At 26.6% G+C, this 25,094-nt stretch carries 22 protein-coding genes; 5 read left to right on the top strand and 17 right to left on the bottom strand.

What is annotated here, in order from left to right:
• Position 1: 1 nt before the first annotated feature.
• The 13 genes from AACL15_RS05305 to AACL15_RS05365 are packed head-to-tail and all read right to left on the bottom strand — an operon-like array spanning position 2 to position 13,850.
• Positions 2-187, bottom strand: a complete 186-nt coding sequence (locus tag AACL15_RS05305) for a DUF951 family protein (RefSeq protein WP_339034091.1) — start codon at positions 185-187, stop codon at positions 2-4.
• Positions 177-1,049, bottom strand: coding sequence for a ParB/RepB/Spo0J family partition protein (locus AACL15_RS05310; RefSeq protein WP_339034093.1), 873 nt, complete (start codon positions 1,047-1,049; stop codon positions 177-179). Before AACL15_RS05310 ends, AACL15_RS05305 begins: the two co-directional genes overlap by 11 nt.
• On the bottom strand, positions 1,036-1,809 hold the full coding sequence (locus tag AACL15_RS05315) for an AAA family ATPase (protein WP_339034095.1): 774 nt from the start codon (positions 1,807-1,809) through the stop codon (positions 1,036-1,038). The genes AACL15_RS05310 and AACL15_RS05315 overlap by 14 nt, the downstream gene beginning before the upstream one ends.
• A 40-nt stretch (positions 1,810-1,849) precedes the next feature.
• Positions 1,850-2,545, bottom strand: a complete 696-nt coding sequence (rsmG, locus tag AACL15_RS05320) for a 16S rRNA (guanine(527)-N(7))-methyltransferase RsmG (RefSeq protein ID WP_339034097.1) — start codon at positions 2,543-2,545, stop codon at positions 1,850-1,852.
• 41 nt (positions 2,546-2,586) lie between these two features.
• Complete coding sequence (locus AACL15_RS05325; RefSeq protein WP_339034099.1) at positions 2,587-4,164, bottom strand: APC family permease; 1,578 nt, start codon at positions 4,162-4,164, stop codon at positions 2,587-2,589.
• A complete protein-coding gene (locus AACL15_RS05330; RefSeq protein WP_339034101.1) occupies positions 4,139-5,713 on the bottom strand; it encodes an APC family permease in 1,575 nt (524 codons plus the stop codon). Before AACL15_RS05330 ends, AACL15_RS05325 begins: the two co-directional genes overlap by 26 nt.
• A 2-nt stretch (positions 5,714-5,715) precedes the next feature.
• Positions 5,716-7,593 carry a tRNA uridine-5-carboxymethylaminomethyl(34) synthesis enzyme MnmG gene (gene mnmG / locus AACL15_RS05335; RefSeq protein ID WP_422398396.1) on the bottom strand — a complete coding sequence of 626 codons (1,878 nt, stop codon included), beginning with the start codon at positions 7,591-7,593 and terminating at the stop codon, positions 5,716-5,718.
• A gap of 17 nt (positions 7,594-7,610) precedes the next feature.
• Complete coding sequence (metG, locus tag AACL15_RS05340) at positions 7,611-9,125, bottom strand: methionine--tRNA ligase (RefSeq protein WP_339034105.1); 1,515 nt, start codon at positions 9,123-9,125, stop codon at positions 7,611-7,613.
• A gap of 2 nt (positions 9,126-9,127) precedes the next feature.
• On the bottom strand, positions 9,128-9,640 hold the full coding sequence (locus AACL15_RS05345; protein WP_339030007.1) for a phosphoribosyltransferase: 513 nt from the start codon (positions 9,638-9,640) through the stop codon (positions 9,128-9,130).
• The gene (purB, locus tag AACL15_RS05350) at positions 9,633-10,937 is read right to left on the bottom strand and encodes an adenylosuccinate lyase (RefSeq protein ID WP_339034107.1); all 1,305 of its coding nucleotides are present in this window, start codon (positions 10,935-10,937) and stop codon (positions 9,633-9,635) included. The genes AACL15_RS05345 and purB overlap by 8 nt, the downstream gene beginning before the upstream one ends.
• A 15-nt stretch (positions 10,938-10,952) precedes the next feature.
• Complete coding sequence (locus AACL15_RS05355) at positions 10,953-12,242, bottom strand: adenylosuccinate synthase (protein WP_339034109.1); 1,290 nt, start codon at positions 12,240-12,242, stop codon at positions 10,953-10,955.
• An 8-nt stretch (positions 12,243-12,250) separates the two neighbouring features.
• The gene (gene pth, locus AACL15_RS05360; protein WP_339034111.1) at positions 12,251-12,811 is read right to left on the bottom strand and encodes an aminoacyl-tRNA hydrolase; all 561 of its coding nucleotides are present in this window, start codon (positions 12,809-12,811) and stop codon (positions 12,251-12,253) included.
• Position 12,812: 1 nt separating this feature from the next.
• Positions 12,813-13,850, bottom strand: a complete 1,038-nt coding sequence (locus AACL15_RS05365; protein WP_339034113.1) for a ribose-phosphate pyrophosphokinase — start codon at positions 13,848-13,850, stop codon at positions 12,813-12,815.
• A gap of 289 nt (positions 13,851-14,139) precedes the next feature.
• Here AACL15_RS05365 and AACL15_RS05370 point away from each other — a divergent pair, with 289 nt between their 5' ends.
• Entirely contained in the window at positions 14,140-15,672 is a 1,533-nt protein-coding gene (locus tag AACL15_RS05370) for an ABC-F family ATP-binding cassette domain-containing protein (RefSeq protein WP_339034115.1), read from the top strand.
• A gap of 29 nt (positions 15,673-15,701) precedes the next feature.
• Entirely contained in the window at positions 15,702-15,860 is a 159-nt protein-coding gene (locus AACL15_RS05375; RefSeq protein WP_339029997.1) for a hypothetical protein, read from the top strand.
• 996 nt (positions 15,861-16,856) lie between these two features.
• Here the strand turns inward: AACL15_RS05375 and AACL15_RS05380 are convergent.
• The 3 genes from AACL15_RS05380 to rnmV are packed head-to-tail and all read right to left on the bottom strand — an operon-like array spanning position 16,857 to position 18,864.
• Positions 16,857-17,537 carry a hypothetical protein gene (locus AACL15_RS05380; RefSeq protein WP_339034117.1) on the bottom strand — a complete coding sequence of 227 codons (681 nt, stop codon included), beginning with the start codon at positions 17,535-17,537 and terminating at the stop codon, positions 16,857-16,859.
• On the bottom strand, positions 17,528-18,331 hold the full coding sequence (gene rsmA / locus AACL15_RS05385; protein ID WP_339034119.1) for a 16S rRNA (adenine(1518)-N(6)/adenine(1519)-N(6))-dimethyltransferase RsmA: 804 nt from the start codon (positions 18,329-18,331) through the stop codon (positions 17,528-17,530). The genes AACL15_RS05380 and rsmA overlap by 10 nt, the downstream gene beginning before the upstream one ends.
• Positions 18,332-18,333: 2 nt before the next feature.
• Positions 18,334-18,864 (bottom strand): ribonuclease M5, encoded by a 531-nt coding sequence (rnmV, locus tag AACL15_RS05390; protein WP_339034121.1) that lies wholly within the window; start codon positions 18,862-18,864, stop codon positions 18,334-18,336.
• 102 nt (positions 18,865-18,966) lie between these two features.
• Here rnmV and AACL15_RS05395 point away from each other — a divergent pair, with 102 nt between their 5' ends.
• The 3 genes from AACL15_RS05395 to argS all read left to right on the top strand — a co-directional run bounded on the left by AACL15_RS05395 (position 18,967) and on the right by argS (position 22,868).
• Positions 18,967-20,010 (top strand): rod shape-determining protein, encoded by a 1,044-nt coding sequence (locus AACL15_RS05395; protein ID WP_339029992.1) that lies wholly within the window; start codon positions 18,967-18,969, stop codon positions 20,008-20,010.
• 118 nt (positions 20,011-20,128) lie between these two features.
• The gene (locus AACL15_RS05400; RefSeq protein ID WP_339034123.1) at positions 20,129-21,139 is read left to right on the top strand and encodes a rod shape-determining protein; all 1,011 of its coding nucleotides are present in this window, start codon (positions 20,129-20,131) and stop codon (positions 21,137-21,139) included.
• A 73-nt stretch (positions 21,140-21,212) separates the two neighbouring features.
• On the top strand, positions 21,213-22,868 hold the full coding sequence (gene argS / locus AACL15_RS05405) for an arginine--tRNA ligase (protein ID WP_339034125.1): 1,656 nt from the start codon (positions 21,213-21,215) through the stop codon (positions 22,866-22,868).
• 42 nt (positions 22,869-22,910) lie between these two features.
• Here the strand turns inward: argS and AACL15_RS05410 are convergent, their stop codons facing one another.
• Positions 22,911-24,881 (bottom strand): PTS transporter subunit EIIC, encoded by a 1,971-nt coding sequence (locus AACL15_RS05410; RefSeq protein WP_339034127.1) that lies wholly within the window; start codon positions 24,879-24,881, stop codon positions 22,911-22,913.
• Positions 24,882-25,094 lie beyond the last annotated feature (213 nt).

A 25,094-nucleotide genomic window follows, 5' to 3' on the forward strand; every position in this document is an offset into this window, starting at 1 on the left:
ATTATTTTCCACTTTCTACTTTTTTAATTTTTTTTAAAAGATCATTTTTTTGAAATTCCAATATTATTTTTTTATCTATATTGGATTGCAATTTATAAATAGTACCAATCCTTAAAACAATTCAAAATATAGTTTTACTTGGATGAGATTTTTTTAAAAATACTTTATCTCCTAAATTAATTTTCATTAGTTAATCCTAAAATTTCTAAAACTCTATTTAAATCAGATTCGCCTGAATATCTAATAGTTAACTTACCATTTTCAATACTTACTTTTGTTCCAAGTTTTCTCATCATCTTATTTTCCATATGAACTATTGAGTTATTTTTAGAATCTTGTTTTTTTGTATTTTTTGGTAAATTGCTTTTTTTAATTAGATTTTCTACTTCTCTTGAAGTTAAATCCTTTTCCAAAATTTGTTTAAATATAGAATCTAATAATTTTTCATTATTAACAATTGCTAGTAAAGGTTTTGCCTGACCCATTGATACTTTTTTTTGTAACATAGCATCTTGTACTTTTTCAGGTAGATTTAAAAGTCTCATAATATTTGCTATATGTGATCTTGATTTGCCAACTCTTGTTGCAATATCTTCTTGTTTTAGTTTTAAATTATCTGAAAGCTTTTTATATGCAACAGCTTCTTCAATATCCAATAAATCAACTCTTTGAATATTTTCAATTATTGCAAACTCTTCCATTTGACTTTCACTTAGTTCTAAAACTATTGCAGGAATTTTCTTAAGTCCTGCCAACTTAGCAGCTCTAGTTCTTCTTTCACCTGCAATAATTTGATTCTTACTATTAATTATAATTGGTTGAATTATACCATGTGTTTTAATTGAACTTGCAAGTTCGTTTAATTCCTCTTTTTCAAAATTTTTTCTTGGTTGATATGGATTTGCCACAAGAACCTTTATATCTATCATTGTCTTATTATCTTCAACTTTGTTTTTATCGTTTTCAATAACACCAATAATATCTGAAACTGATTCTCCAAAAATATCATCTAATCCTTTAAAATTATACTTTCCTTTAGCTTTGGCCATTTTCTTTTAGCACCTCTTTTACAAACTCAATATAAGCAATTGAGCCAGCTCCATTTTTATCATATTCATATATTGATTTACCTTCCATTGAAGATTCAGATATTCTAACATTTCTAGGAATAACTGATTTGTAAACCTTTGGTCCAAAGGTTTTCATTATTTCTTCTAAAACGTCATGTGCAAGTTTTGTTCTTGAATCAAACATTGTGACTAATACGCCTTCAATAGTAAGATTTGGATTTAATGTCTCTTTTACTTTTTTAATAGTTCTTAATAATTGCGCCACTCCATGCATTGCATAATGCTCTGCTTGTATCGGAATTAATACTGTATCAGAAATTGCGAGTCCATTTCTATTAATTAATCCCAAACTTGGTGGGCAATCAATAATAACAAAATCATAATTATGACTAATTTTATTAATTTCTTCTCTTAAAACATTTTGATTATTATTTTTTTGCTCTAAAAGAATAAGGTCAACTGCTGCCACGTCAATTGAACTTGGTGCCAAGTCTATATTTTTTTTAATATTTTTGATAACTACTTCACCAAGAGTTTTTTCTCCCACAAAGACATGATACATACTTAAGGTATTACTATCTATTTCAAAGCCCACTCCTGTTGTTGCATTGAACTGTGGGTCCATATCTATAAGTAGTACCCTTTTATTTGCCAGAGCAAGACCACATGCTAAGTTTACTGAGGTAGTAGTTTTACCAACACCACCCTTTTGATTCGAAACTGAAATTACTTTTGCCATAAAATACCTCTCATAATCATTATTATATATTAAATATTTATTATTTTCCCAAAGGTCTTTTTCTAATTTGACTATATTGTCTTGGATATTCTAAGGGTGTTTTATTATATTTTGAATAAAATAAATTATTTCTTTCTCCTAAAACTTCATCGTTTAATTCTTGTTTTAAAAATAAATTTAATCCTAATTTTTTTTCTTGATTATTCAAATCCATTAATTCTACATTTACATTTTTAGACTTTAAACATACAAAAGTTCCATTCATTTTTAAACCCTGAGCACCCACTTCTAACAAGATATTAAGGGGTGCCATTGCTCTTGAAATAATTACATCAAATTTTTCTTTGTTATCTATTGTATATTCTTCTGCTCTAGCATTTATAGTTCAAATATTTTTTAAATCCAATTCAAAAATTACTTTATTTAAAAAATTTATTTTTTTAGAGTTTGATTCTAAAAGAAAAACTTTTGCATTTGGATAAAATATTTTTATAACAATTCCTGGAAAACCAGCACCTGTTCCTATATCAAGTATTTCTAAATTATCTGGATTAAAAACTTTTGTAAATATTAAACTATCAAAAAAATGTTTGTCTAATATTTCTTGATCTTCAACTATTGCAGTAAGATTATGAATTGCATTCTCTTTTTGTAAAATAGATTTATATTTTAGTAATAAATTTTTTTTTAAATCGTTTAATTCAATATTTAATTCTTTAAATCTATTTCAGTCCATTTAATCACTCCTCTAAAAAAATAAAAAAGATTAATTCTTTTCTATTTTACATTAGTTTTACTTTTAAATTTTTCAATTTCTAACTCTTTATTATAATTAAATCAATTTTTTGGTTTAATTCTTAAAACAAAGTCATTTACATCAATATTATTTTTTGAAATTAAAATTTCATTAATTATTCAAGCAATAGCAAGTATCGTAGCAAAAAAAATTAATAAAATAGGATCAATCATGGTCTTTAAATCCTTTGACATAAACTTGCCAACTAAAAAATCATAATATGCATATGCCATTATAATAGACAATATTGTTGATGTTATTATTCCTATTACAAAACCACCTTTAATTTTTAAAGTCTCAACTTTTTTGGTTTTTCTATTATGTAATACAAAAACCATTAATATTAAATAAACTACAAAACCAAACATTACTGTACTATTTGAGGAATAGTCTGCAACTAAAAAGTAATTAATTTCTGAACTATTTCAGTCAATTAAAATTGATATTGTAATAAATAATACATAAATTGACATTGTTATTGCCATTCCAATAAAACCAGATTTTACATAACTAATATTATCCGTATCATTTTTTGAGTAAATAAATTTTTCTTGCAAACCAGATTGAACTGTTTTAGGGATTAAAGTTGTATAACCGTTTACTGTTGTCAAAATTGTACATGCAATTACAATTTTAAATAATAAAGATATTCAAGGAGATTTACTAAACATATTATCAAATAATTTAAATACATCTCCATCACTTGCTCCAAAAAAAATTGAAATAGTAATTATTATATAAAACAATGTCACTGCAATAATTGCAGAAAGCATTGCTGGAGCTACAACTTCTTTATGTTCACAATCTTTTTGTAAAGTTGCTGCATAAATAAACCCGTCAAAAGCAAATAATATTGGAATCATTGTTCCAAAAAAAGTATTTACTTGTCACGGTTCAAAGTCTGATGGAGGATTAAATGAATTATTGCCATCTGAGTTAATTGCAAAGAGTGTAAATCCACCAATTACAATAGTTATTAAAGGCAAAAACTTAACAATAGTAAAAATACTCTGAATAAGCTTACTTGGTTTATGGGTAAAAATATTCATTAATGAAAAACCAATTAATACTAATGTTGAAAAAAATAACTCCATGGACATCCATTGTACTTTTCCAATTTTTAAAATTAGACTTTCCTCATTTACAATAAAATAAAATGAGTTAATTCCGCTAAAGACAGTTTTAACTGTAAATAACGCTCCTAAGCCAGCTAAAATTGGAAGATACATACAAATATATAAAATAGAAAATAAAGAAGCTGTTCTTCTATTAATAAATTTATTTGCTCAACTTTGAGCTGTAGAATGTCCATCTTTTTTTGTTGCAGATGCTGCTTCAATGAAAGTTAACATTATAAGTGAACATAATACTCCTATAAATAATCAAACAGTAAGTGCTAATCAAGGGTTTCTTCCAGCTTCATGTAATACTCCACCAGCCTCTACTTTATTTTTTAAATAGATCCCACTACCAACTACAATTCCAAAAACCATTGAAAATATAGTTAAAAATTCAAAAGATTTATTTTTTGCCCTATTTGCTTTGTTTACCTTTATCATTTTTTAAAACCTTTCTAGCATTAAAAATATCTAAACATTTTTGCTTATCATAGTTAAATCAATTTTTTGGATTTATTCTAAAATAAAAATCATTTATTTCAATATTATTTTTTGAAATAATCGTTTCATTAATACTCCAAAAAACTACTAATATTATTATAAATACAAATCACATTATTGGAGATACCAGCTGTCCATCTATTAACGATTTTATAATATTTAAATAATAAATGTAACCCAAAGTCAAAATTAACATAGAAGAAGAAAATATTGCCGCACAATAGGCCCCTCTGACTTTTCTAACTTTAATTTTTTTGGTTTTTCTATTTATAAGCATTTGCACTAACAAAGGAATGTGAAATAAGTAAACAATTATTATTGTTGAGTCAGAAGATAAATATGCTGTATATAAGTAAGAGTCATCTCCAGTTATACTTTTTGGTAGTAATAAACTTGAACCAACAAAGGCAATAAAAAATATAAAAACAATTAATATTGAGATTCAACTTGATTTTATTTTAGAAAGTTCTCCTCCATTTTTTTTGGAATAAACAAATTTCTCTTCAATTGAAGCTCTTATAACTATTGGATAAATAACACTATATGCATTTACCATTGTCAATAAAGTTAAAGTAATTATTAAATTAAAAGTAAAATGAATTCTTGGATCAATACCCTCTCTTTTAAAAATATTTAATATATTGCCATCAGAAGCTCCCATAAAAATCGCAACACTAATTATTATATAAAATATAGAAACTGCAATAATACCCGTCATCATAGCTGGTGCTACAACTTCTTTATGTTCACAATCCTTTTGTATTGCAGCTGAATCTAAAAAACCATCAAAGGCAAACATAATTGGAACCATTGTCACAAATATATTATTAATTTGAAAGCCTCCAACTTTTTCTGGATCAAATGAACTTTCTTTACCAAGAGAGAAAAAAGTAATTCCTGCTATTAAGACAGTAATTAAAGGAATAAACTTCAAAAAAGAAAGAGCATTTTGCAAAATTTTACCAGGCTTAGTTGTATAAGTATTAACAATTTGAAATAAAATTAATACTAATGAAGCTACAAATATTTCAACAATAATTTTTGTATCTCCTGTTAATCAACTTTCCTTGCCTGTAGAGAATTCATAAATAATATTAATAGATTGAAAAAAACTACTTGTTGTAAATAATGCTCCAATTATTATTAAAACTGGAAGATAAATAATGGCATATAGTATTGTTACTAATGAACCATATCTTCTCCCAAGAAATCTTCCAGCTCAAGCAGTTAAGGTATTATGTTCACCTTTTTTGGTTGAGCTTGATAACTCTATAAAAGATAACATCATTGAACAACAAAAAAATGCCATAAGTGTTCAAACAGCTATTGCTAAATAGGGATTATTCCCAGCTTTTGCAAGTACACCATTATCTCCAGCATTTTTTAAATAAATTCCACTACCAACAACTATTCCAAAAGTCATTGAAAAAACAGATAAAAATTCAAAAATCTTGTTCTTAGTTTTATTTTTTTTATTAACATTAATCATGATTATACCTCATTATATTTCCTTTTTAAGTGAAATAGTAACATTTGAATATCTGCAGGATTTACTCCTGTTATTCTGGAAGCTTGACCAATTGAAGTAGGTTTAACCTTTTCCAACTTTTGTCTTGCCTCTAAAGCAATATTCTCAACTTTTGAATAGTCAACATCCTTAGGTATTTTTTTATTCTCCAGTTTTATGAATTTTTCAATTGTTTCATTTTCCTTTTTGATATAACCTTCAAATCTTATTAGTATTAATAAAGTTTGAAGCTGTTGTTTTGAAAGTTCATTTAATTCTTTAATATATTTTTTAAAAATATTTATATCTACTTTAGGTTGTTTTAAAATTTCATAAGCACTAAATCCCTGAGTTAAGATAGCTTGCCCAGTTTCTTTTAATTCTATCGCTAAATCTGTTTTAGGACTAAATCTTATTCCTTTTAATAAATCTATTTTTTTGAAAATTTCTCTTTCAAATTTTTGATGTGATTTTCATTCCTTTTCTGAAACTAAACCAACTTCATAGCCATATTTTTTTAGTCGCATTTCAGAGTTATCATTTCTCAAAGTCAATCTATTTTCTGCTCTACTTGTAAGTAATCTATAAGGTTCAATTACTCCCTTATTAATTAAGTCATCAATCATAACTCCTATATAAGATTCATTTCTTTTTAAAATTAGAGGTTTTAAATTATCAATCTTTCTCACTGCATTTATTCCAGCAATTAATCCTTGACCTGCAGCTTCTTCATAGCCACTTGTTCCATTAATCTGACCTGCCAAAAATAAATTACCTATTAATTTTAATTCTAAAGATAATTTTAATTGTTGAGGATCTATGCAATCGTATTCAATTGCATAAGCTCATTTATCTACTACAACATTTTCAAAACCTGGTAAACTTCTAAGCATTTTATCTTGTATCTCAACAGGCATAGAAGTTGAAAATCCCTGAACATAAAAAGTATCCAAAGATTTTGATTCTGGCTCTAAAAAAATTTGATGAGTTTCTTTTGAACTAAATCTTACAATTTTATCTTCAAAACTCGGGCAATATCTTGGTCCTACGGACTCAATTTCTCCAGAATACATTGCTGACCTATGTAAATTATCTTCAATAATTTTTTTAGTTTTTGAAGTTGAATGAATTAAATAACAGACTTCTTGTTTTTGAAATGGTAAAAATTTCTTTGTAGAAAAAGAGAAAGCTAAATCTTCATTTGTACCAGGCTCAATTAACGCTTTTTCTAAATTTATAGAGTTAATTTTAACTCTTGGAGGAGTTCCAGTTTTAAATCTAAAAGCTTTAAGTCCAAGTTTAACTAATGTTTGACTTAATGATTTTGTTGTAATTTCATCATTAGGACCACACTCATATTTTTCTTCACCACGATATATTAAAGAAGAAAGGTAAGTTCCAGTAGTTAATATAACTGCATTACAATGAATTTCAGTTTTATCTTCTAGTATAACTGACTTAACATTATTATTTGAATCTAAAGATATATCTTTAACCACTCCAACAACTAATTCTAAATTTTTTTGATTATTAACAACCCTTTCCATATACTTTGAATATTCAACTTTATCTGATTGAGCGCGTAATGCTCAAATACCTGGTCCTCGAGAAGAATTTAATAATTTAATTTGCAATGCAGTAGCATCCGCAGCTTTACCCATTTCTCCACCAAGTGAATCAATTTCTCTTACAACAATTCCCTTAGCTGGACCACCAATTGATGGATTACATGGCATTGTTGCAATTTTATCTTTATATAAGTTAACTAAAATTGTTTTTTTTCCCATTCTTGCAGAAGCTAATGCTGCTTCTACACCAGCATGGCCTGCACCAACTACAACTATTTCAGCTTGCATGTGCACGCCTCCCTCATTCTCTTTTATTTTATTCTTTCAAATAAGACTAATTTATCAACTATTTTTTGAAATTTAAAATCATCTTGTAAATTATTAAAATTAATTTGTTTTGGATCTAATCCCATCTGATTTATCATATCAGGATATGAATTAACTAAAATTGGTTTCAATAAATAAGAAATTATAACTATATTTTTTTGTAAAACAGATAATACCTCTAGCAACTCCTCAGTCTTATTTTCTTTTTCTAAAGTTCAAGGTTTTGCATCTTCAATAAATTTATTACATTCTTGCGCTAACTTTAAAACAATCTGAGTTGCTTGTGACATATTATATTTATCCATTTGCTCTTTATAATTTTCAATTGTTTCAAAAGCATTTTTAACCAGTCAATGATTTAAGACATTTTTATTTGGAAGTAAGCCATCAAAATATTTAATTATCATATTAGAAACTCTTGAGATTAAATTACCAATATTGTTTGCAAGATTATTATTAAAGGATTCTATAAATAATTCATTTGTAAAACTTCCGTCTTTATCTGTAGGTAAATTATTTATTATATAGAATCGTAAAGCATCACTTGAGTATTTATTTATTATTTCAATTGGGTCTAAGACATTACCAATAGATTTTGACATCTTCTTATCACCACTTAATATTCATCCATGAGATAATAATTTATCAGGAATTTTTAAACCAAGTGAATTTAATATTACTGGTCAATAAATTGAATGAAATCTTGTAATTTCTTTTCCAATAATTTGCAAAATTTCTGTATCATTTGATCAAAATTTTTTCAATAATTCATTATTTTTTGTTTTATAACCTAACGCAGTAATATAATTTGAAAGTGCATCCAATCATACATATATTACGTGCTTTGGATTTTCTTTTATTTGAATTCCCCAATTAAAACTTACTCTTGTAACTGATAAATCTTCCAAATCATTATTAATGAAATTATTTAACATCTCTTTTTTTCTTGATTCTGGTTCTAAAAAATTTGTACTAAATAAATCTTGCAAATACTTTTTAAAACTTGAAACTTTTAACATATATGTTTCTTCTGCAAAATCTTCGGCTTTTTTGCCACAAATAAAATGATTGTATGACTCATCCATTTGTTCTTTTGTTAAAAATTCCTCACAACTAATGCAATATTTTCCCTTATAAGTTGATGGATATATCAGGTTTTTATATAATAGTTCACTAAAAATTTCTTTAACAGCTGCCACATGATCTTTGTCAGTAGTTCTAATAAAGCGATTATAATCAATATTTAATAACTCTCATAAATTTAAAAAACCTTGAACTATTTTATCAACATATTCCTTTGGTTTTAAATTATTTTCCTTTGCTTTTTCTTCAATTTTTTGACCATGTTCGTCAGAACCAGTTAAAAAGAAAACTTCAAATCCGTTTTCCTTCTTATATCTTGAAATAACATCTGCTAATGTTGTTGTATAAGCATGACCTATATGCAAGTTTCCACTTGGATAATATATAGGAGTTGTTACATAAAAATATTTCTTCATAACTATTCTTCTATTGAAAGACTATATATTCCCTTTAGTCCTCTATAACTTTCTTTATAAGTTAATCCATAACCAACAACAAATACATCTTCTAATTTAAATAGTGATGCACTTTCTAATTCCATTTTTCTATCCTTAATGTTTTTTTCAATTAAGTTTAAAATTTGAATATTTGCTGGTTTTTCTTTTTCAACAAGATTATGTAATTTTTCTAGTCTATTACCTTTATTTAAAACATCATTTACAATTAATACATTTTTATCTGTTAAAGTATGTTTTAAACCTAGGTCTATTAATAAATCTTCATTTTCTTTTGGTGTTGTTACAAACTGAATTGTTACATCAATTGGCAGCTCTCTGATTAAATCAGCTATAAAAATAAATGAACTAGATAAATCAGCTACAATAACTAATTGCTGATTTTCATAAGTTTTACCTAAATCTGTTCCCACCTTTGCGATTGCTGCTTTAATTTCTTCTTCTGTTATTAAAGTTACTAATTTTTGATTATCCATGATTATCCATCACCCTTCTAAATATTTTTTCAACATTTCTAATGAAAAAATTAATATCAAAAAGCTCATTTAATTCATTCTTTGATGAAATATACTTCATAATTCCATTTTTAAGTAAAATTTCTTTAAAGCTTTTTTTTGAAATTTGACACTCCAAAGTACACTTTTGTATAAAGTCATAAATTTCTTCTCTTGAAAATTCATATTTCATTAAAATATAGGTTAATATTCTTTGACTAAAGAATATTCCTTTTTGGTCATTAATATGTGAGGCAATCGAATCTTCATTAATCACCAAATCATTAATTGTATTTGTCATTCTTTTTGATACATAAATTATTATATTATAAATATCTGGAAAAACTAATCTTTCGTTTGAACTATGTGAAATATCTCTTTCATGTCATAAAACGTTATTTTCAAAAGCTGTATTAACAAAAGACCTTGCATATCTTGAAAGACCACATATATTTTCCGAACTTATGGGATTTTTTTTATGAGGCATTGAGCTAGATCCCTTTTGTTCTTTACCAAAACCCTCACATATTTCTTGAACTTCACTTCTTTGAAAATGTCTTATTTCAGTAGCTATTTTTTCAAAAGTTGATGCTATATTAGCAATTACAGATATTAAAAATGCATGTCTATCTCTTTGAGTAACTTGAGTAGATATATTATCTAAATTTAAATTCATTGAATTTGCAACATATTCCTCAACTTCAAGTTCTAAATTTGCATAGTTTCCCATAGAACCAGATATTTTAGCAACCTCTATTTGATGTCTTGCTAATTTTAATCTTATGATTTGTCTTTGAATTTCATCAAATCATAAAAGAAATTTTAGACCAAGAGATGTTGGTTCTCCGTACATACCATGAGTTCTTCCCATTATAATTATTTTTTTAGTTTCTTCTGCTTTTTGTTTTAAAATAACGCTTAAATTATTTAAAGCTTCTTCTAATAAAATATTTGATTGTTGAATCATTTTATTTTGAGCAGTATCCACAACATCTGTAGATGTTAATCCAAAATGAACTCATTTTTTTTCTGAATCAAGTTGTTCTGAAATCATCCTTGTAAATGCTACAACATCATGTTTTGTTTTTTGCTCAATTTCAAACATTCTCTTAATATCAACTTTTGCATTTTTCTCAATTTTTTTTGCTTCCTCAAGTGGGACATACCCTAATTGTGCTCAAGCATTTACGACATTAATTTCTACTTGCAATCAGATATTAAGTTTATTATTATCAGCTCAAATTTTTTCAACTTCTTTTATAGCATAACGTTCTATCATTTTAATTTACCTCACTTAAAAAATGTTTTCTAATATTATTGTTTGTTCTCTATCTGGCCCTACTGAGAATCCTGATACTTTTATTTCACATATTTTTTCAATCATCATTAAATAGTTTCTAGCAGCATGTGGTAATTGATCAAATGAAGTTACTTTAGTTATATCTTCTTTTCATCCAGGATTTGATAAATATATTGGTTTACATCTTCCATATTTTTGATTTACACTAGGTAAATTATTAATTTCTTTTCCATCTAATTCATATTTTATACAAATATTAATTTCATCAACTCCTGATAAAACATCAAGTAATGTAATAAATATTGAGTCTATTCCAGATGTTCTAATTGCGTGTTTTAATGCAACAGCATCTAATCATCCAATTCTTCTAGGTCTTTTTGTATTTGAACCATACTCATTACCACGTTCTCTTATTCCCTCACCAATTTTATTATTTAATTCTGTAGGAAATGCACCTGCACCAACTCTAGTTGAATACGCCTTAACAACACCCATAGTTGAATCAATTAATTTATGACTTATTCCACTACCTGTTGAAGCATTATTTGCAGATGTATTAGAACTAGTTACATAAGGATAAGTTCCATGATCTATATCCAATAGAGCTCCTTGAGCTCCTTCAAATAAAACTTTTTTTCCCTCTTTAATTGCTGATTCAATAAAAGAATCAGTATCAATTACTCTTTCTTTAATTTTATTGTATGCTTGAATCAAATCCTTATATGTATTTTCAAAATCCAAAGATTCAATATTAAACATATTTTTTAGAAATTTCATTTGATAATCAAACACTAATTTAAATCGTTCTTTAAAGTTTTCTTCACCTAATTCACCAAGTCTTATTCCCAATCTTGAGACTTTATCTTGATAAGCAGGACCTATTCCTCTTTTTGTAGTCCCTATTTTATTTTCTCCACGCTCATTTTCCTGAGCTTCATCAATCATCACATGATAAGGTAAAATTAATTGAACTCTATCTGAAATTAAAAGATTACCATAATCAACTCCACTTTGTTTAATAATTTCAAATTCTTTAACTAAGTTTAATAAATTTACAACACAGCCATTTGCAATTATATTTGTTACTCTCCTATTAAAAATTCCTGAAGGTATTATTGTAACTTTGTGCTTTTGACCATTAAAATTAATAACATGACCTGCATTATCACCACCAGCAAATCTAACAACTAGATTTGCTTTTTGAGCAAAATAATCAGTCATTTTGCCTTTACCTTCATCACCCCATTGGGCTCCAACTACAACTAATGAATTATATTTTTTCATTTTTCTCCTTAATTGAACTTACTCATAATTTTTTTTAAATCTTCTACAAGAATAAATTCTTCTACAAAAGATGAAATATTTAAAATTTGATTTTTAATTAAATTTATTTCATCTTCTGACATTTTTGACAGTACTCAATCCACAATTTTATAATTTCCTGGATTGCCTATTCCTATTTTTAATCTATTAAAATTTTCAGTTTTTAAATGACTTATAATATTTTTAATTCCGTTATGCCCACCAGAACTACCAGTATTTCTGAATCTAGTTTTAGATAATTCCAAATCTTTATCATCATACAAAACTATAAAATCCTTAATTTCAATTTTATAATATTGCATTATTGATATAACTGCTTCTCCAGATAGATTCATAAAAGTTTGGGGTTTTACAAAAAGCACTTTTTCTCCTTTTATATTTGAGAAAAAAATTTCAGCATTAAAGTTTTCAACACTTTTTTGAAAACCATATTTCTCTAATAATAAATCAATAGCTATAAAGCCTGCATTATGTCTTGTATTAACATAGTTTCTCCCAGGATTACCTAAACCAACAATTAATTTAGACATTTTATTTTTTATATCCGTTAATATATGTATTAACTCTTTTTACTATCTTATCTTGCTCTTCATTATAAACTCCTGTTAATGAAGATTTTTCATATGAGCTTTTTATCATTCGAGCTAGAAGTTTTGCAACTGAAATTATTTTTAATCCTTTAAATTTACGACCTTCTGGGATTTGAATTGTATCTGTTACAACAACACTATTAACAGTTTTATTATCAATCACAGTTTGCATTTTTGAAACAGCTTCACCATTAAATAAACCATGACAAGCAATTATATGTATTTCTTTTGCACCTTGTTCTCTTAAAGCTTGTGCTCCTTTTATAATTGTTCCACCCGTATCAATCATGTCATCAATAATAAAACAAGTTTTTCCCTTAACATCTCCCAAAATAAATTCTACTTCTGCTTTATTTGGTTCTGGTCTTCTTTTCGCAATAACAGCAATACCATTAGTTATATTACCTGTATATTTTGCAACACCATGCACTCTTGATAAACCCCCATGGTCTGGAGATACAAGTATACACTGTGATGGGTCTAATTTATTTTTTGAAATTGTATCTATAATTTCTGAAGCTACTATTTGAGCAGTTGAAAAATTATCTGTTGGAATATTGAAAAATCCCATAATTTGAGCAGAATGCAAATCAACAGTTATTAGTCTATGTACTCCAGCTGTTTCAATAAGATTAGCAACTAATCTTGAAGTAATTGGTTGTCTGCCTTTTGCTTTTCTATCTTGTCGAGCATAACCAAAATATGGAATCACAACATTTATTTTAGCTGCATTTGCTCTCTTGAAAGCATCTACTGCAATTAATAACTCCATCAAATTATCATTTACTGGTTGATTTGTTGATTGCACAATATATATCTCTTGCCCTCTAACAGAATCAAGTGATTGAACAATCATTTCTCCATCTAAAAATTTTGATGTATTGGATTGTGATTCTTCAACCCCTAATATCTCACATATTTTTTTTGTTAAATTTTTGTTTGATGATAAACCAAAAATTTTAATATCTTGTTTGTTCATAAATATAAGTCTCCTTAAATATAATATCAAATTTTTAACTACCTTTTATGATTTGCTAAATTTAAAGTCCTTAAATATAAACATGATTATGTAATTTAAATAATTCTTAAACTGTCTAAACAAACCATATTTGAAGAGAATTAAATTCATAAAATAGATAAATATTACTTGAAAAAATTTAAATAAAGGAAATTAATATATAATCTAATAGGAGTTAATAAAAATTCCTATGCTTGTTTATTTATAAGTCTTAAGGACTTTTTTTATTGCAATAATCATGGAGGTTAAAATGGGATTAGTTTTTTTAGATAATTTAATACATGCAAATGGTGGGAAAAAATTGTATGACAATACAAGTTTTAGACTAAATAGAGGAGAGCACATTGCTTTGATTGGTCCAAATGGAGCTGGAAAAACAACTTTATTAAATATAATAGCTGGAAAAATGTTATGTGATAAAGGTGAATTAAAAATACACCCAAAAACAAAAATTGGTTATTTAGATCAACATCAAGATGTTGATCTAAATGAAACTGTTGATTCATATTTAAAAGGAGCCTTTATAGAACTTTTTGAATTAGAAGCACGAATGAATAAAATTTATGAAGATATGGCTATTGAATATAAAGAGGATGATTTAGTAAAAGCTTTAAGCTATCAAGACACTTTAAATTTAAATGACTTTGATTCTATTGATAAAAAAATTGGGAATTTAGTTACTGGTTTAGGAATTGGATTAGAAAAACTTCAAGCATCAATGGGTGAATTGAGTGGTGGTCAAAGAGGTAAAGTAATACTTGCAAAATTATTATTAAGTGGAGATGACTTTTTATTACTTGATGAACCTACAAACTTTTTAGATTTAGAACAAGTTAAATGACTGGCAAAATTCCTACAATCATTTGAAAAGGCTTTCATAATGGTTTCACATGATAATGATTTTATTAATAAAACTTGTGGAATAATTTATGCACTTGATAATTTAAAACTTACAAGATACGTTGGAAATTATGATAAATATCTTGAAGAAGCAGAAATTCAAAAGGAACAATATGACAAAGCTTTTGTAGCTCAACAAAGAGAAATTAAAAAACTAGAAACTTATGTTGCAAAAAATAAAGCAAGAGCTTCTACTGCAAAATCAGCACAATCAAGACAAAAACAATTAGAAAAAATAGATGTAATACAAGAGAGAAGAGATTTAACAAAACCTAAGTTTTCTTTTTCTTATAAAAGACCAAGTACTAATGTTATTGTAAAAGCTCATAATTTAATTATTGGCTATGACTCACCTCTTTTACATGAACTTAACTTTGAATTAAGAGAAGGAGAAAAATGTATTATTAGTGGTAGAAATGGTATTGGAAAAACAACATTTCTAAAAACTATGTCTACAGAAATATCTGCATTTAAAGGTGAAGTAGAACTTGGAAATGCTGTTGAATATGCTTACTTTAAACAAATTGAAGATATAAGAGGAATTAGTCCTGTTCAATATTTAATTAATAAATTCAATGACATTACTGAATCAGAAGCAAGAGCTAAAATTGCCCAATTTGGTGTTAAAAGCGGATTAATGATGCAACCAATGGAAAAATTATCTGGGGGAGAGCAAACAAGAGTTAGATTAGCTGCTTTAAGTATGATTCCATGTAGTTTGTTAGTTCTTGATGAGCCAACTAATCATATTGATGTTCTAGCAAAAGAAGCTTTATTGGAAGCAATAGAAAGCTTTAAGGGAACAGTAATTCTTACAACTCATGATATTAACTTCTCTACAAACTGAGCAAATAGAACACTAGATTTTTCAGATTTAGTGTAAAATAACTTTATAACTGGGAGGTTTACATAATGAAAAAGGAATTTGATTCATCATGTTTTAAATGCGTTGAAGAAATGAGAAAAACAAATCAAGGTGGAGCAGCTGCAAGTGTATTGGCTATGAAAATGCAACAAAATGTTGCTAACCAAGATTTAGATAACATTAAAGTTTGTTCAAGACATGCTTAAAAAAATAAAAACTAATTTATTTTAATATAATTCTCTAAATATACATAATGTTAAAAAAACATAAAATGTATACAAGGAGAATTTTTTATCTGTCAAATATTATAGACAATAAATCAAATATGTTATAGTATCAAATAAAAATAAAAATTAGCTAATAAAAAAGTTTAATGAAGTGATACAGAATCAAAAGAAAAAATAAATCATATTTACAAAATTATGAAAAAAATTTAAATGCAAATATAAGGCTTCAGATTTATGTAAACTTTTAAAAATCACTAGATCAAGTTAATATAGGTGAGTTAAGAATTGTAAAAAAATATTATATTATAAAAGAAATAGAACTTTTTTAAATATAAATGTATTTATTATAGCCTAGAATAACAATATGTTTAGAGAGTAGGTATAAAGATTGGTCAAAATAAAGTAGTAAGAACAATGATAAATTTATGAGAAGAATGAATGTTGAATAATTGAAATTACTTATTATTTACCATTAAATAACAAATTTACTTATCTTAGCGTTTTAAAAGGTTTTAAGACAAGGTTTATAGTTGTTTATAAATTATCTAAAAATAAATTATATAGATACTCTTATCAAGTTCAACAAAATATAGAAATCACATAAATAAGGCACTTATAATTCACTCTGATAATAACTCTCAATCTACATCATTTTTTTAAAAAAACTATTCAAAAAGAATAATATAATTATTTCTTTATCAAGACCAGGAAACTCAATAGATAATGAAATCTCTGAGATTTTTTTTGTTCATTGAAAGAGAAATAAAAAAATGACTTAAAAGTAAACTTTTTGAAAAATTGGAGTGCTCTATTAGTAAATATATTCATTTCTATAATTATGAAGTAATAAAAGTTTAAACATGTAGCCTTCCATCTTATTAATATTTTAATAATTGGAACAAAATAAAAGTAATTGCATTAAATGCAATTACTTTATAAAAAAACATTTTGTATACTTGACAAAGTAAATTCAGGTTATTTTAATAAACTAGTTTTTTTAATAAAAGTTGATCCAGAACCACTCATCTGGCCTATTTTTCTATATTTCTTTAAATTAGGATACAATTGCAAAACAGGAATCTCTAGCATGTTTTTTTCTAAAACATTTTTTCAAGCTTTAATTTCATCAAACTTATTATAAACTTCTTTTGTATTACATTTAATTTTTGTAAAAATTAAATCTTGTTTTTTTATATGTGTAACATCTAAAATCTTTTTAACATTATTTCCATAACCTTTTACTATTGCAGTATTAAAATCTCATATAAAAAAATAGCAATCTGAGCCTATAATTTTTGAGATTTTTTTTAGTATTCCAATATTTTTTGTAAAATACTTTGCTACAGTAATTGCATTACTACTACCTCCTCCTAATCCAGAGCCTATAGGAATATTTTTAAAAATATTAATATGGTAATAAGAATTGATAATTTTTTTATCTCGTAAGAAACTTAAAACTTTATAAACAAAATTCTCTTTTTCTAGTTCCTTGAAATTACAAGTTATTAAATCTTTTTTTTGATTAGATTTATTAATTTCTATCTCATCATATAAATCATTTACTTTTGTAAAAATAGAATTAATTTTGTGAAGCTTTTTTTTGCTTTTACTTACCTTTAAACTCAAATTTACTTTTGCATAGCTTTTTAATAACATTTTTTTACCTCATTATAAATATTTATATACTGATCTAAACTTATATTCTCTGGTCTAAGATTTTCTCTTATTTCAACCTTATTGAGAATATTGAAAGCTTCCTGTTTATTATCTGTAATAACAGATAAATTATTTAATATTGTTTTTCTCTTGTTATTAAATAACTTTCTTACAAAGGATACAAACTTTAAATCATTATCATTTAATTTATTTAAATTAGTATCATTAAATTTAAAAGAGATAATTGCAGAATCAACTTTTGGAATTGGTTTAAACATATTCTTATTAACAGTAAATTCATATTTTATATCTGAGTAAAGCTGAGCAGCAACCGATAAATTATTGTAATTATTTTCACTAACCTTTGCACAAATTCTTTGTGCAACTTCTTTTTGAACCATAAATATTGCTTTATTTAATTTTTTAGAAATATTTAAAGCTTTAAAAATTATTGCACTTGTGATGTAATATGGAGTATTTGAAATAATTGAAACCTTTTTATATTTATATTTCTCTATTAGTTCCTTAAAATCAACTTCTAGACAATCCTTAATTACTAATTCAAGTCTTTCAGAATTAATTTCTGATTTTAAAATACTCTCCATATCTCTATCAATTTCTATGGCAATAATTTTATTAAATCTCTTAACTAGTTCTTTTGTTAAAGCTCCCTTTCCTGGACCAATTTCAATTATTAAATGATCTTCATCTTGATCTAAAATATCAATAATTTTATTAATTAAATTTTTGTCTGTTATAAAGTTTTGTCCAAATTTTTTCTTTGCATATTGCATTCTTATTCTCCTACTATTTTTTTAAGTTCTTTAACATTTAGATTAATATAATTAACTCATTTAAATAAGGTTTTAGAGTTTATTTTTTCACTTCAATTATAATTTTGTGCTATTTTTTTTCTTGCTTGTGGTTTATAGAACTCATTTTTTAAAAAATCTTCTCAACTTATACTTAAGTTTAATGAATCAAATGAAACTAAATTAGATAAGGCTTCCTTTATATCATTATCCTCAGCTTCTGCTAAACCAATTTTTTTTAAATTATTTATGCGTTTCTTATTGATAAATGCATTAAAACATTTAAAATTAAGAAAGATATTAATAGTTTCACGAATTTTTAAACCAGGTCCGTCAGGGTCTGTTAATATAATTACACCACGTGTGCTATTAACATCAGAAATAAAATTTAAAGTATTTTTAGATAAAGCAAGACCATTTGTTTCTATGGTATCAACATTATCATTTCCAAATATTTTCTTAAGTTTGGCAGTGTCTGTAACACCTTCAACAATTATAACTTGCTTTATCTTCATAGACTTAACATTACCTTTCTCGTGTATATTACTAGTATTAAAAATACATTTATAGTATAATTATACACGAAGGGTTTTTTTCTTATAAAGGAGGAAATAAATATGGCATCATGAGATCGTAAAAGAGAATTCGTTGCTTTAGATTTAGGAACAGCTAATGTTGTTGCTTATCTAGGTGGACAAGGTATCATTTATAATGAGCCTTCAACAATGGCATACGACGTTCATACAAACACTGTTATTGCTTCAGGTGAAGCAGCCTACGAAATGATCGGAAAAACAAACGATGATATTAGAATGGTTGTTCCATTAGTTGATGGAGTTATAGCAGACCTTGACGCAGCTAAAGATTTAATTAAAATAATCTTTTCACGTATTAAATTATCAGACATCTTAAAACATGCATTAGTAGTTCTTGCCTGCCCTTCAGGAGTTACTGAATTAGAGAGAAGTGCATTAAAACAAGTTGTTTCAGATATGGGAGCAAGACACGTTCTTGTTGAAGAAGAAGTTAAATTATCAGCAATAGGAGCTGGAATAAATATTTCTATCGCTAGTGGACACTTAGTTGTTGACATTGGTGGAGGAACTACTGATATAGCAATTATTTCAGCTGGAGATATAATTATTTCTAGATCAATTAAAGTTGCTGGTAATCATTTAGATGAAGAAATCAGAAAATATATCCGTGCTGAATATAACGTTTTAATCGGAATTAAAACTGCTGAAAAAATTAAAGTTGAAATTGGAGCATTAACAAAAATAGATAATGGACGTACATTCCGTGCATTCGGACGTGACGTTATCTCTGGGTTACCAAGAGAAGTTGTTATCTCACCAGATGAAGTAAAAAATGCTTTATTAGCACCATTTTCAAAAATAACAGACCTAATTGTTGAAGTAATGGAAAACACACCAGCTGAATTAGCTGGAGATATCATTAGAAATGGTATTACTATATGTGGAGGAGGAGCTTTAATTAGAGGAATTGATACTTACTTTGAATCAATTTTCCAATTAAAAGTAACTAAAGCTCAAGATCCATTACTAACTGTTATTGAAGGTACTAAAGAATACGAAAAACAAGCAGAAAAATGATTAGAAATTATTGAAATACGTGATTCAAGAGAATATAACATAAAATAATAAATAAGGAAGAGAATGATTCTTCCTTTTTTATTTGTTTTTTTTATTCAATAAATACTAGATTATTTAAAGAAAAATGTTTAAACTAAATATATAGTAAAAAAGTGAGGTAACCATTGTGGCGAGAGCAAGTTTAAGAACAAAAAGACATATTGCAATAGACATTGGAACAAGCAAAACTAGAATTTTTATTGAAAAATTAGGAATGGTTTTTAATGAAGCTAGTTTAATAGCTATTGACTATAAAACTAAAAAAGTTATCTCAATTGGAGATGCTACAAAAAAGTTTGTAGGTAAATTAAGTGGAGCAATGCAAATTAAAAGTCTTTTAAAACGTGGGATTTTAACTGATATGAATTTATTAAAAAAATTTTTATCAAATATTCTTTCAAAATATGAAGAAGAAGTAAAAAACTCAGTTGTTACTGTAGCTTGCCCTATTAGTATGAGTGATATTGAAAGAAGAGCTCTTATTGAATCAATTAAATCTCTTGGTGTTTCTCATGTAATTATTGAAGATGATATTAAATTAGCATTACTCGGAGCAGGATACAACATATATGGGTCAGATTCATATATGTGTTTAGAACTTGGAGCAGGAAAAGCAACAATAGCTTTAGTTAATAATGGAGAAACAATAAATTATAAATGAACAAAGGCTTGTGGAGAAGCAATTGATCAAGAAATTATAAAAACTCTAAAAACAAAAGAGGGTATTTTAATTGGAGATGTTACTGCTGAGGCAATTAAAATTGCTGTTGGTTCAGTTCTAAAAAATAAGGAACCTTTAAAAACAAAGGCATATGGTTATGATTTAAACTCAGCAAGACCAAGAGAAATTGAAGTTCAAGACAAAGATATATCTAAACTTATTTTGTCAGTATTTGGAAATATAACTAATACAATCACCTCACTTCTTGAAGAAACTCAAAGTGAAATAGCTGGAGATATAATAAAGAATGGTTTAATTATTACTGGAGGTCTTTCAAGAATACCTGGTGTAAAATTATTCTTCGAAAACTTTTTTGAAATTCCAGTAATTGTTGCAAAAAATGCTGCAACAGCAACTATTGAAGGCGCTATAATGCATAAAGAAAAAACATTTGATATTATAGAAGAAAGTGTTTAGTAATAATTTTTTTATTAATAAGACAAAGTCTTATTTTTTTTATAGAATAAGACTATAGAACTTAGAGGAAATTATGAATATATTAATAAATAAAATTAGAGATGTTATGGAAAAAGCAATAAAAAAACTCAATTTAAAAGGAGATATTTTAATTGAAAAACCCAAGTTAATCCAAAATGCTGATTTTGCAACAAATTTCGCATTAATCAACTCTAAATTAAATAAGTTAAGTCCAATAGATTTAGCACAACTAATTGTTGAAGAAGTTAAGGATAATGAAATTTTTGAAAATGTGGAATTTGTAAAACCTGGTTTTATAAATTTTAGAATAAGTATTTCTCTTTTAAATGAAGTGATTAAAATGGTCATAAAAGAAGGCCATAATTTTGGTAAATCAAAATCTAAAGGAAAAAAATATAATCTCGAGATTGTTTCTGCAAATCCAACTGGATATTTGCATGTTGGTCATGCAAGAAATGGTTCTATTGGAGACTCTGTTGCAAGAATTTTAAGATTTGCAGGTTATGATGTTGAGACAGAATATTATGTTAATGATGCTGGAAATCAAATTAATATATCTGCAGCCACTCTTTTTTATCATTATAAGAAAATACAAGGGCTTAGTGTTGATAAACCCGAAGAAATTTATGGTGGGGAAATGTATAAAGAAGTTGCTCAGCTTTTTATAAATGAATATAAAGATAAATTTAAGGATATCTCAATAGTAAATAATAAAATTGATGATGAAGAAGTTAATAACTTATTTAAGCAGAAATCAATTATCTTTTTTATGAAGGAAATCAAAAATCAAATGAGCAGTTTAGGAGTTACTATCAATCACTTTTCAAGTGAGACAAAGATGTATGAAAATAGCTCAATTAATAAAATAATAAAAAAATACAATGAACTTGGTGCAACATATGAAATGGACAATGCATTATGACTTAAAACAACAGAATTTGGTGACGATAAAGATAGAGTTCTTAAAAAGGGTGACGGAAGTTTTACATATATAACCCCAGATATTGCATCACACAGTGATAGAATTGATAGAACAAAAGCTAATAAGTATATTAATTTTTGAGGTGGAGATCATCATGGATATATAATAAGATTAAAAGCTGGTCTTGCTTTATTGGGATATGACTTTAACCTTATTGACATTGATATGATTCAAATGGTTCGTTTAATGAAAGATGGACAAGAATTTAAAATGTCAAAGAGAAAAGGCACTGCAGTTTGATTAATAGATCTTTTGGAAATGGTTGGAAAGGACTGTATTAGATACACATTGGTTTCTAAGACACCTTCTAGTCATATGGATTTTGATTTAGACTTAGCTCTAGAGAAAAATTCAACTAATCCAGTCTATTATGCACAATATGCCACAGCAAGATGTAATAAAATTATTTCTAGTTTTAAAAACATAAAACTAGAAATAAATAAATCTATTGAATTTGAAAATCAAAAAGAAAAGGAAATTATAATCTTATTAGATAGCTTTAACTCAATAATTGAATACTCAGCAAGTTCGAGACTTCCTAATATAATTTGTGACTTTATACAATCACTATCAAAATATTTTCATTCTTATTATGCAGAAACAAAAATATTAGATTATGAAAATATTAGTTTAACAAATCAAAGAGTTTTATTAATAAAATCAATTTATCAAGTATTATCAAATGCATTTAATTTAATAGGAATTGATGTAAAAAATAGTATGTAAAAAACATCCAGTTATTGAAAAGTAACTGGATGTTTTTATTTTTTAAGTTTTTATCATTTCTTGAACAATATCTGCAACATGTTCGACATCAGTACCAATTATGAGTTGAAGACCTTGATTACCAAGTCTTTTAATACCATATATTCCTAGTGCCTTTAAATCTTTATCATCAATTCCAGTTCTATTATTCTTAACGGTTAACCTTAATCTAGTACTGCAATTCTCTACTTTTACAATATTCTCTACTTTTACAATATCAATAATGCCTTTCGCCATCATTTCATATTTTTGATTTATCTTATTATTTTTACCTTTTTGAAGTAAAGGTACTGCTCCTCCTTCATCTTCACGCCCAGGAGTTTTAATATCAAGTTTTTTAATTAAAATACTAAATGTAAAGTAATATGCAGGGAAAGCCAATCCAGCTAAACCAAACATTCAAAGTGGATTTGATGTAATTCCATACATTTTACCATTTACCATTCCTTCATATTTACTCATTCCTCAGGCATTAGGGAAGGAGATTATATAATCAATAAAACCACCACTAAACCCAAAACCAATATGCATATGCATTGCAATAGCAATGGCTGCGAAAATTGAGGTATATAATGCATTTACCATTCAAAGAATGGGTCCGACAAAAATAAATGAGAAAACTAAAGGCTCATCAATTCCTGTTAAAGCTGCTACAAATGCAACACCAGCTAAGAAAGTTGTTACCTCTTTTCTTTTTTCTTTTTTAGAACACATTATCATAGCTAAAGCTGCCCCTGGTAATCCTCCTCAAAACATTGGGAAAAATCCTGTCTGAAAATTCCCTGAGACCATAGATTTTTGGAAAGCATTAATATCTCCAAAAATTGTAAAACTTGTTATTCCATCAACATTATTCATTAATACACCATCAGGTAATCCAGACATTTTAATATTAAAAAACTCTTTGAAGTTATCATTAGTAATGGTAACTCCCCCTAAAAAATAATTTGATATTGGTTGTAAAATTGTTTCAATAGCCTTTGAATCTAATATACCATTTTCGCCAATTAGTGGTGATTCATTCATATTGTTAAATAAAACAATACTTCCTGAAAAGTCCACAATTTGACCTTCAATAGGCATTTGGAATCACAAGAATGTATTTACAATGTGATGTAGCCCTGTGGGCTGAACAATCCTATTTAATAGACCATATAAGAATGCTCCTGGAACAGCTCAAGAATCACCAGAGGATACTAATTTACCAAATGATACTAAACCATATTGGAATCATGGTCAAAGTATTGCAAATAAGAATGCTACTGGTAAAGATGCTACCATTATAACCATAGGCACAAATCTTCTTCCCCCAAAGAATGAAAGAGCTTGAGGCAATTTAATTCCTTTAAATTTATTGTAAGATCAAGCTGATAAGCATCCCGCTACTATTCCCCCTAATACACCAATATTCAAAATATATGTTCCACCAATAATTTCTAGCTTTTGATTAATCATTCCATATTTTGGTACATAGAATAGCCCTGAAAGAGCACCTGCTAATTCCTTATTTCCTTCTGACTCCTTATAGAAATCAAAAGTTACTACTTTATCATAAAATAACTTTGGCAATCCACCTTCAGCAAGAAATGCTACTAGTATAAGATAAAATGCCGCTCCAACTAAAGCTGCTTCACCACGTTGATCTTTTGATAGACCAAAAGCGGTTCCTATAGCAAATAATAATGGTAATTGATCAAAAACTGTTGCACCAGGTTTTTGTATAATAAATCCAATTCACCAACCTACATTATATTGAGAGTCACTATTTAATTCCATAGCTAAAGAGCCAAATCTATTAAGTAGAGCTGCAAATGGTAATAATGCAATTGGATACATTAATGATTTACCAAGACCTTGTAGTTTTATCAATAAATTACTAAAAAAATTATTTTCCTTAGTTTTATCAAAAATTTTTTCTTTCTTCATTTTTGTTTCTTTTGAAACTGTATTCATTTTTTCTTTTTCCTTTCTCACTTATATTCTCTATATAAAATTATAAGAAAAACTTTTTAAATGAGAAATATTCACTTTTTTTGGAATAAATTGAGATAAAATTTCATTATTTAGTCATTTCAACTATAAACATTGAGAAGCAAAAAATAAAAACAAGAGTAATAAAAAAAAAACAAAAAACAATCATTCACCCTTTAAATAATTGAAACATTTCCCTCTTTGGTTTCACTTTCA

It is taken from the genome of Spiroplasma endosymbiont of Cantharis rufa (assembly GCF_964019665.1).
Lineage (GTDB): Bacteria > Bacillota_I > Bacilli_A > Mycoplasmatales > Mycoplasmataceae > Spiroplasma_A.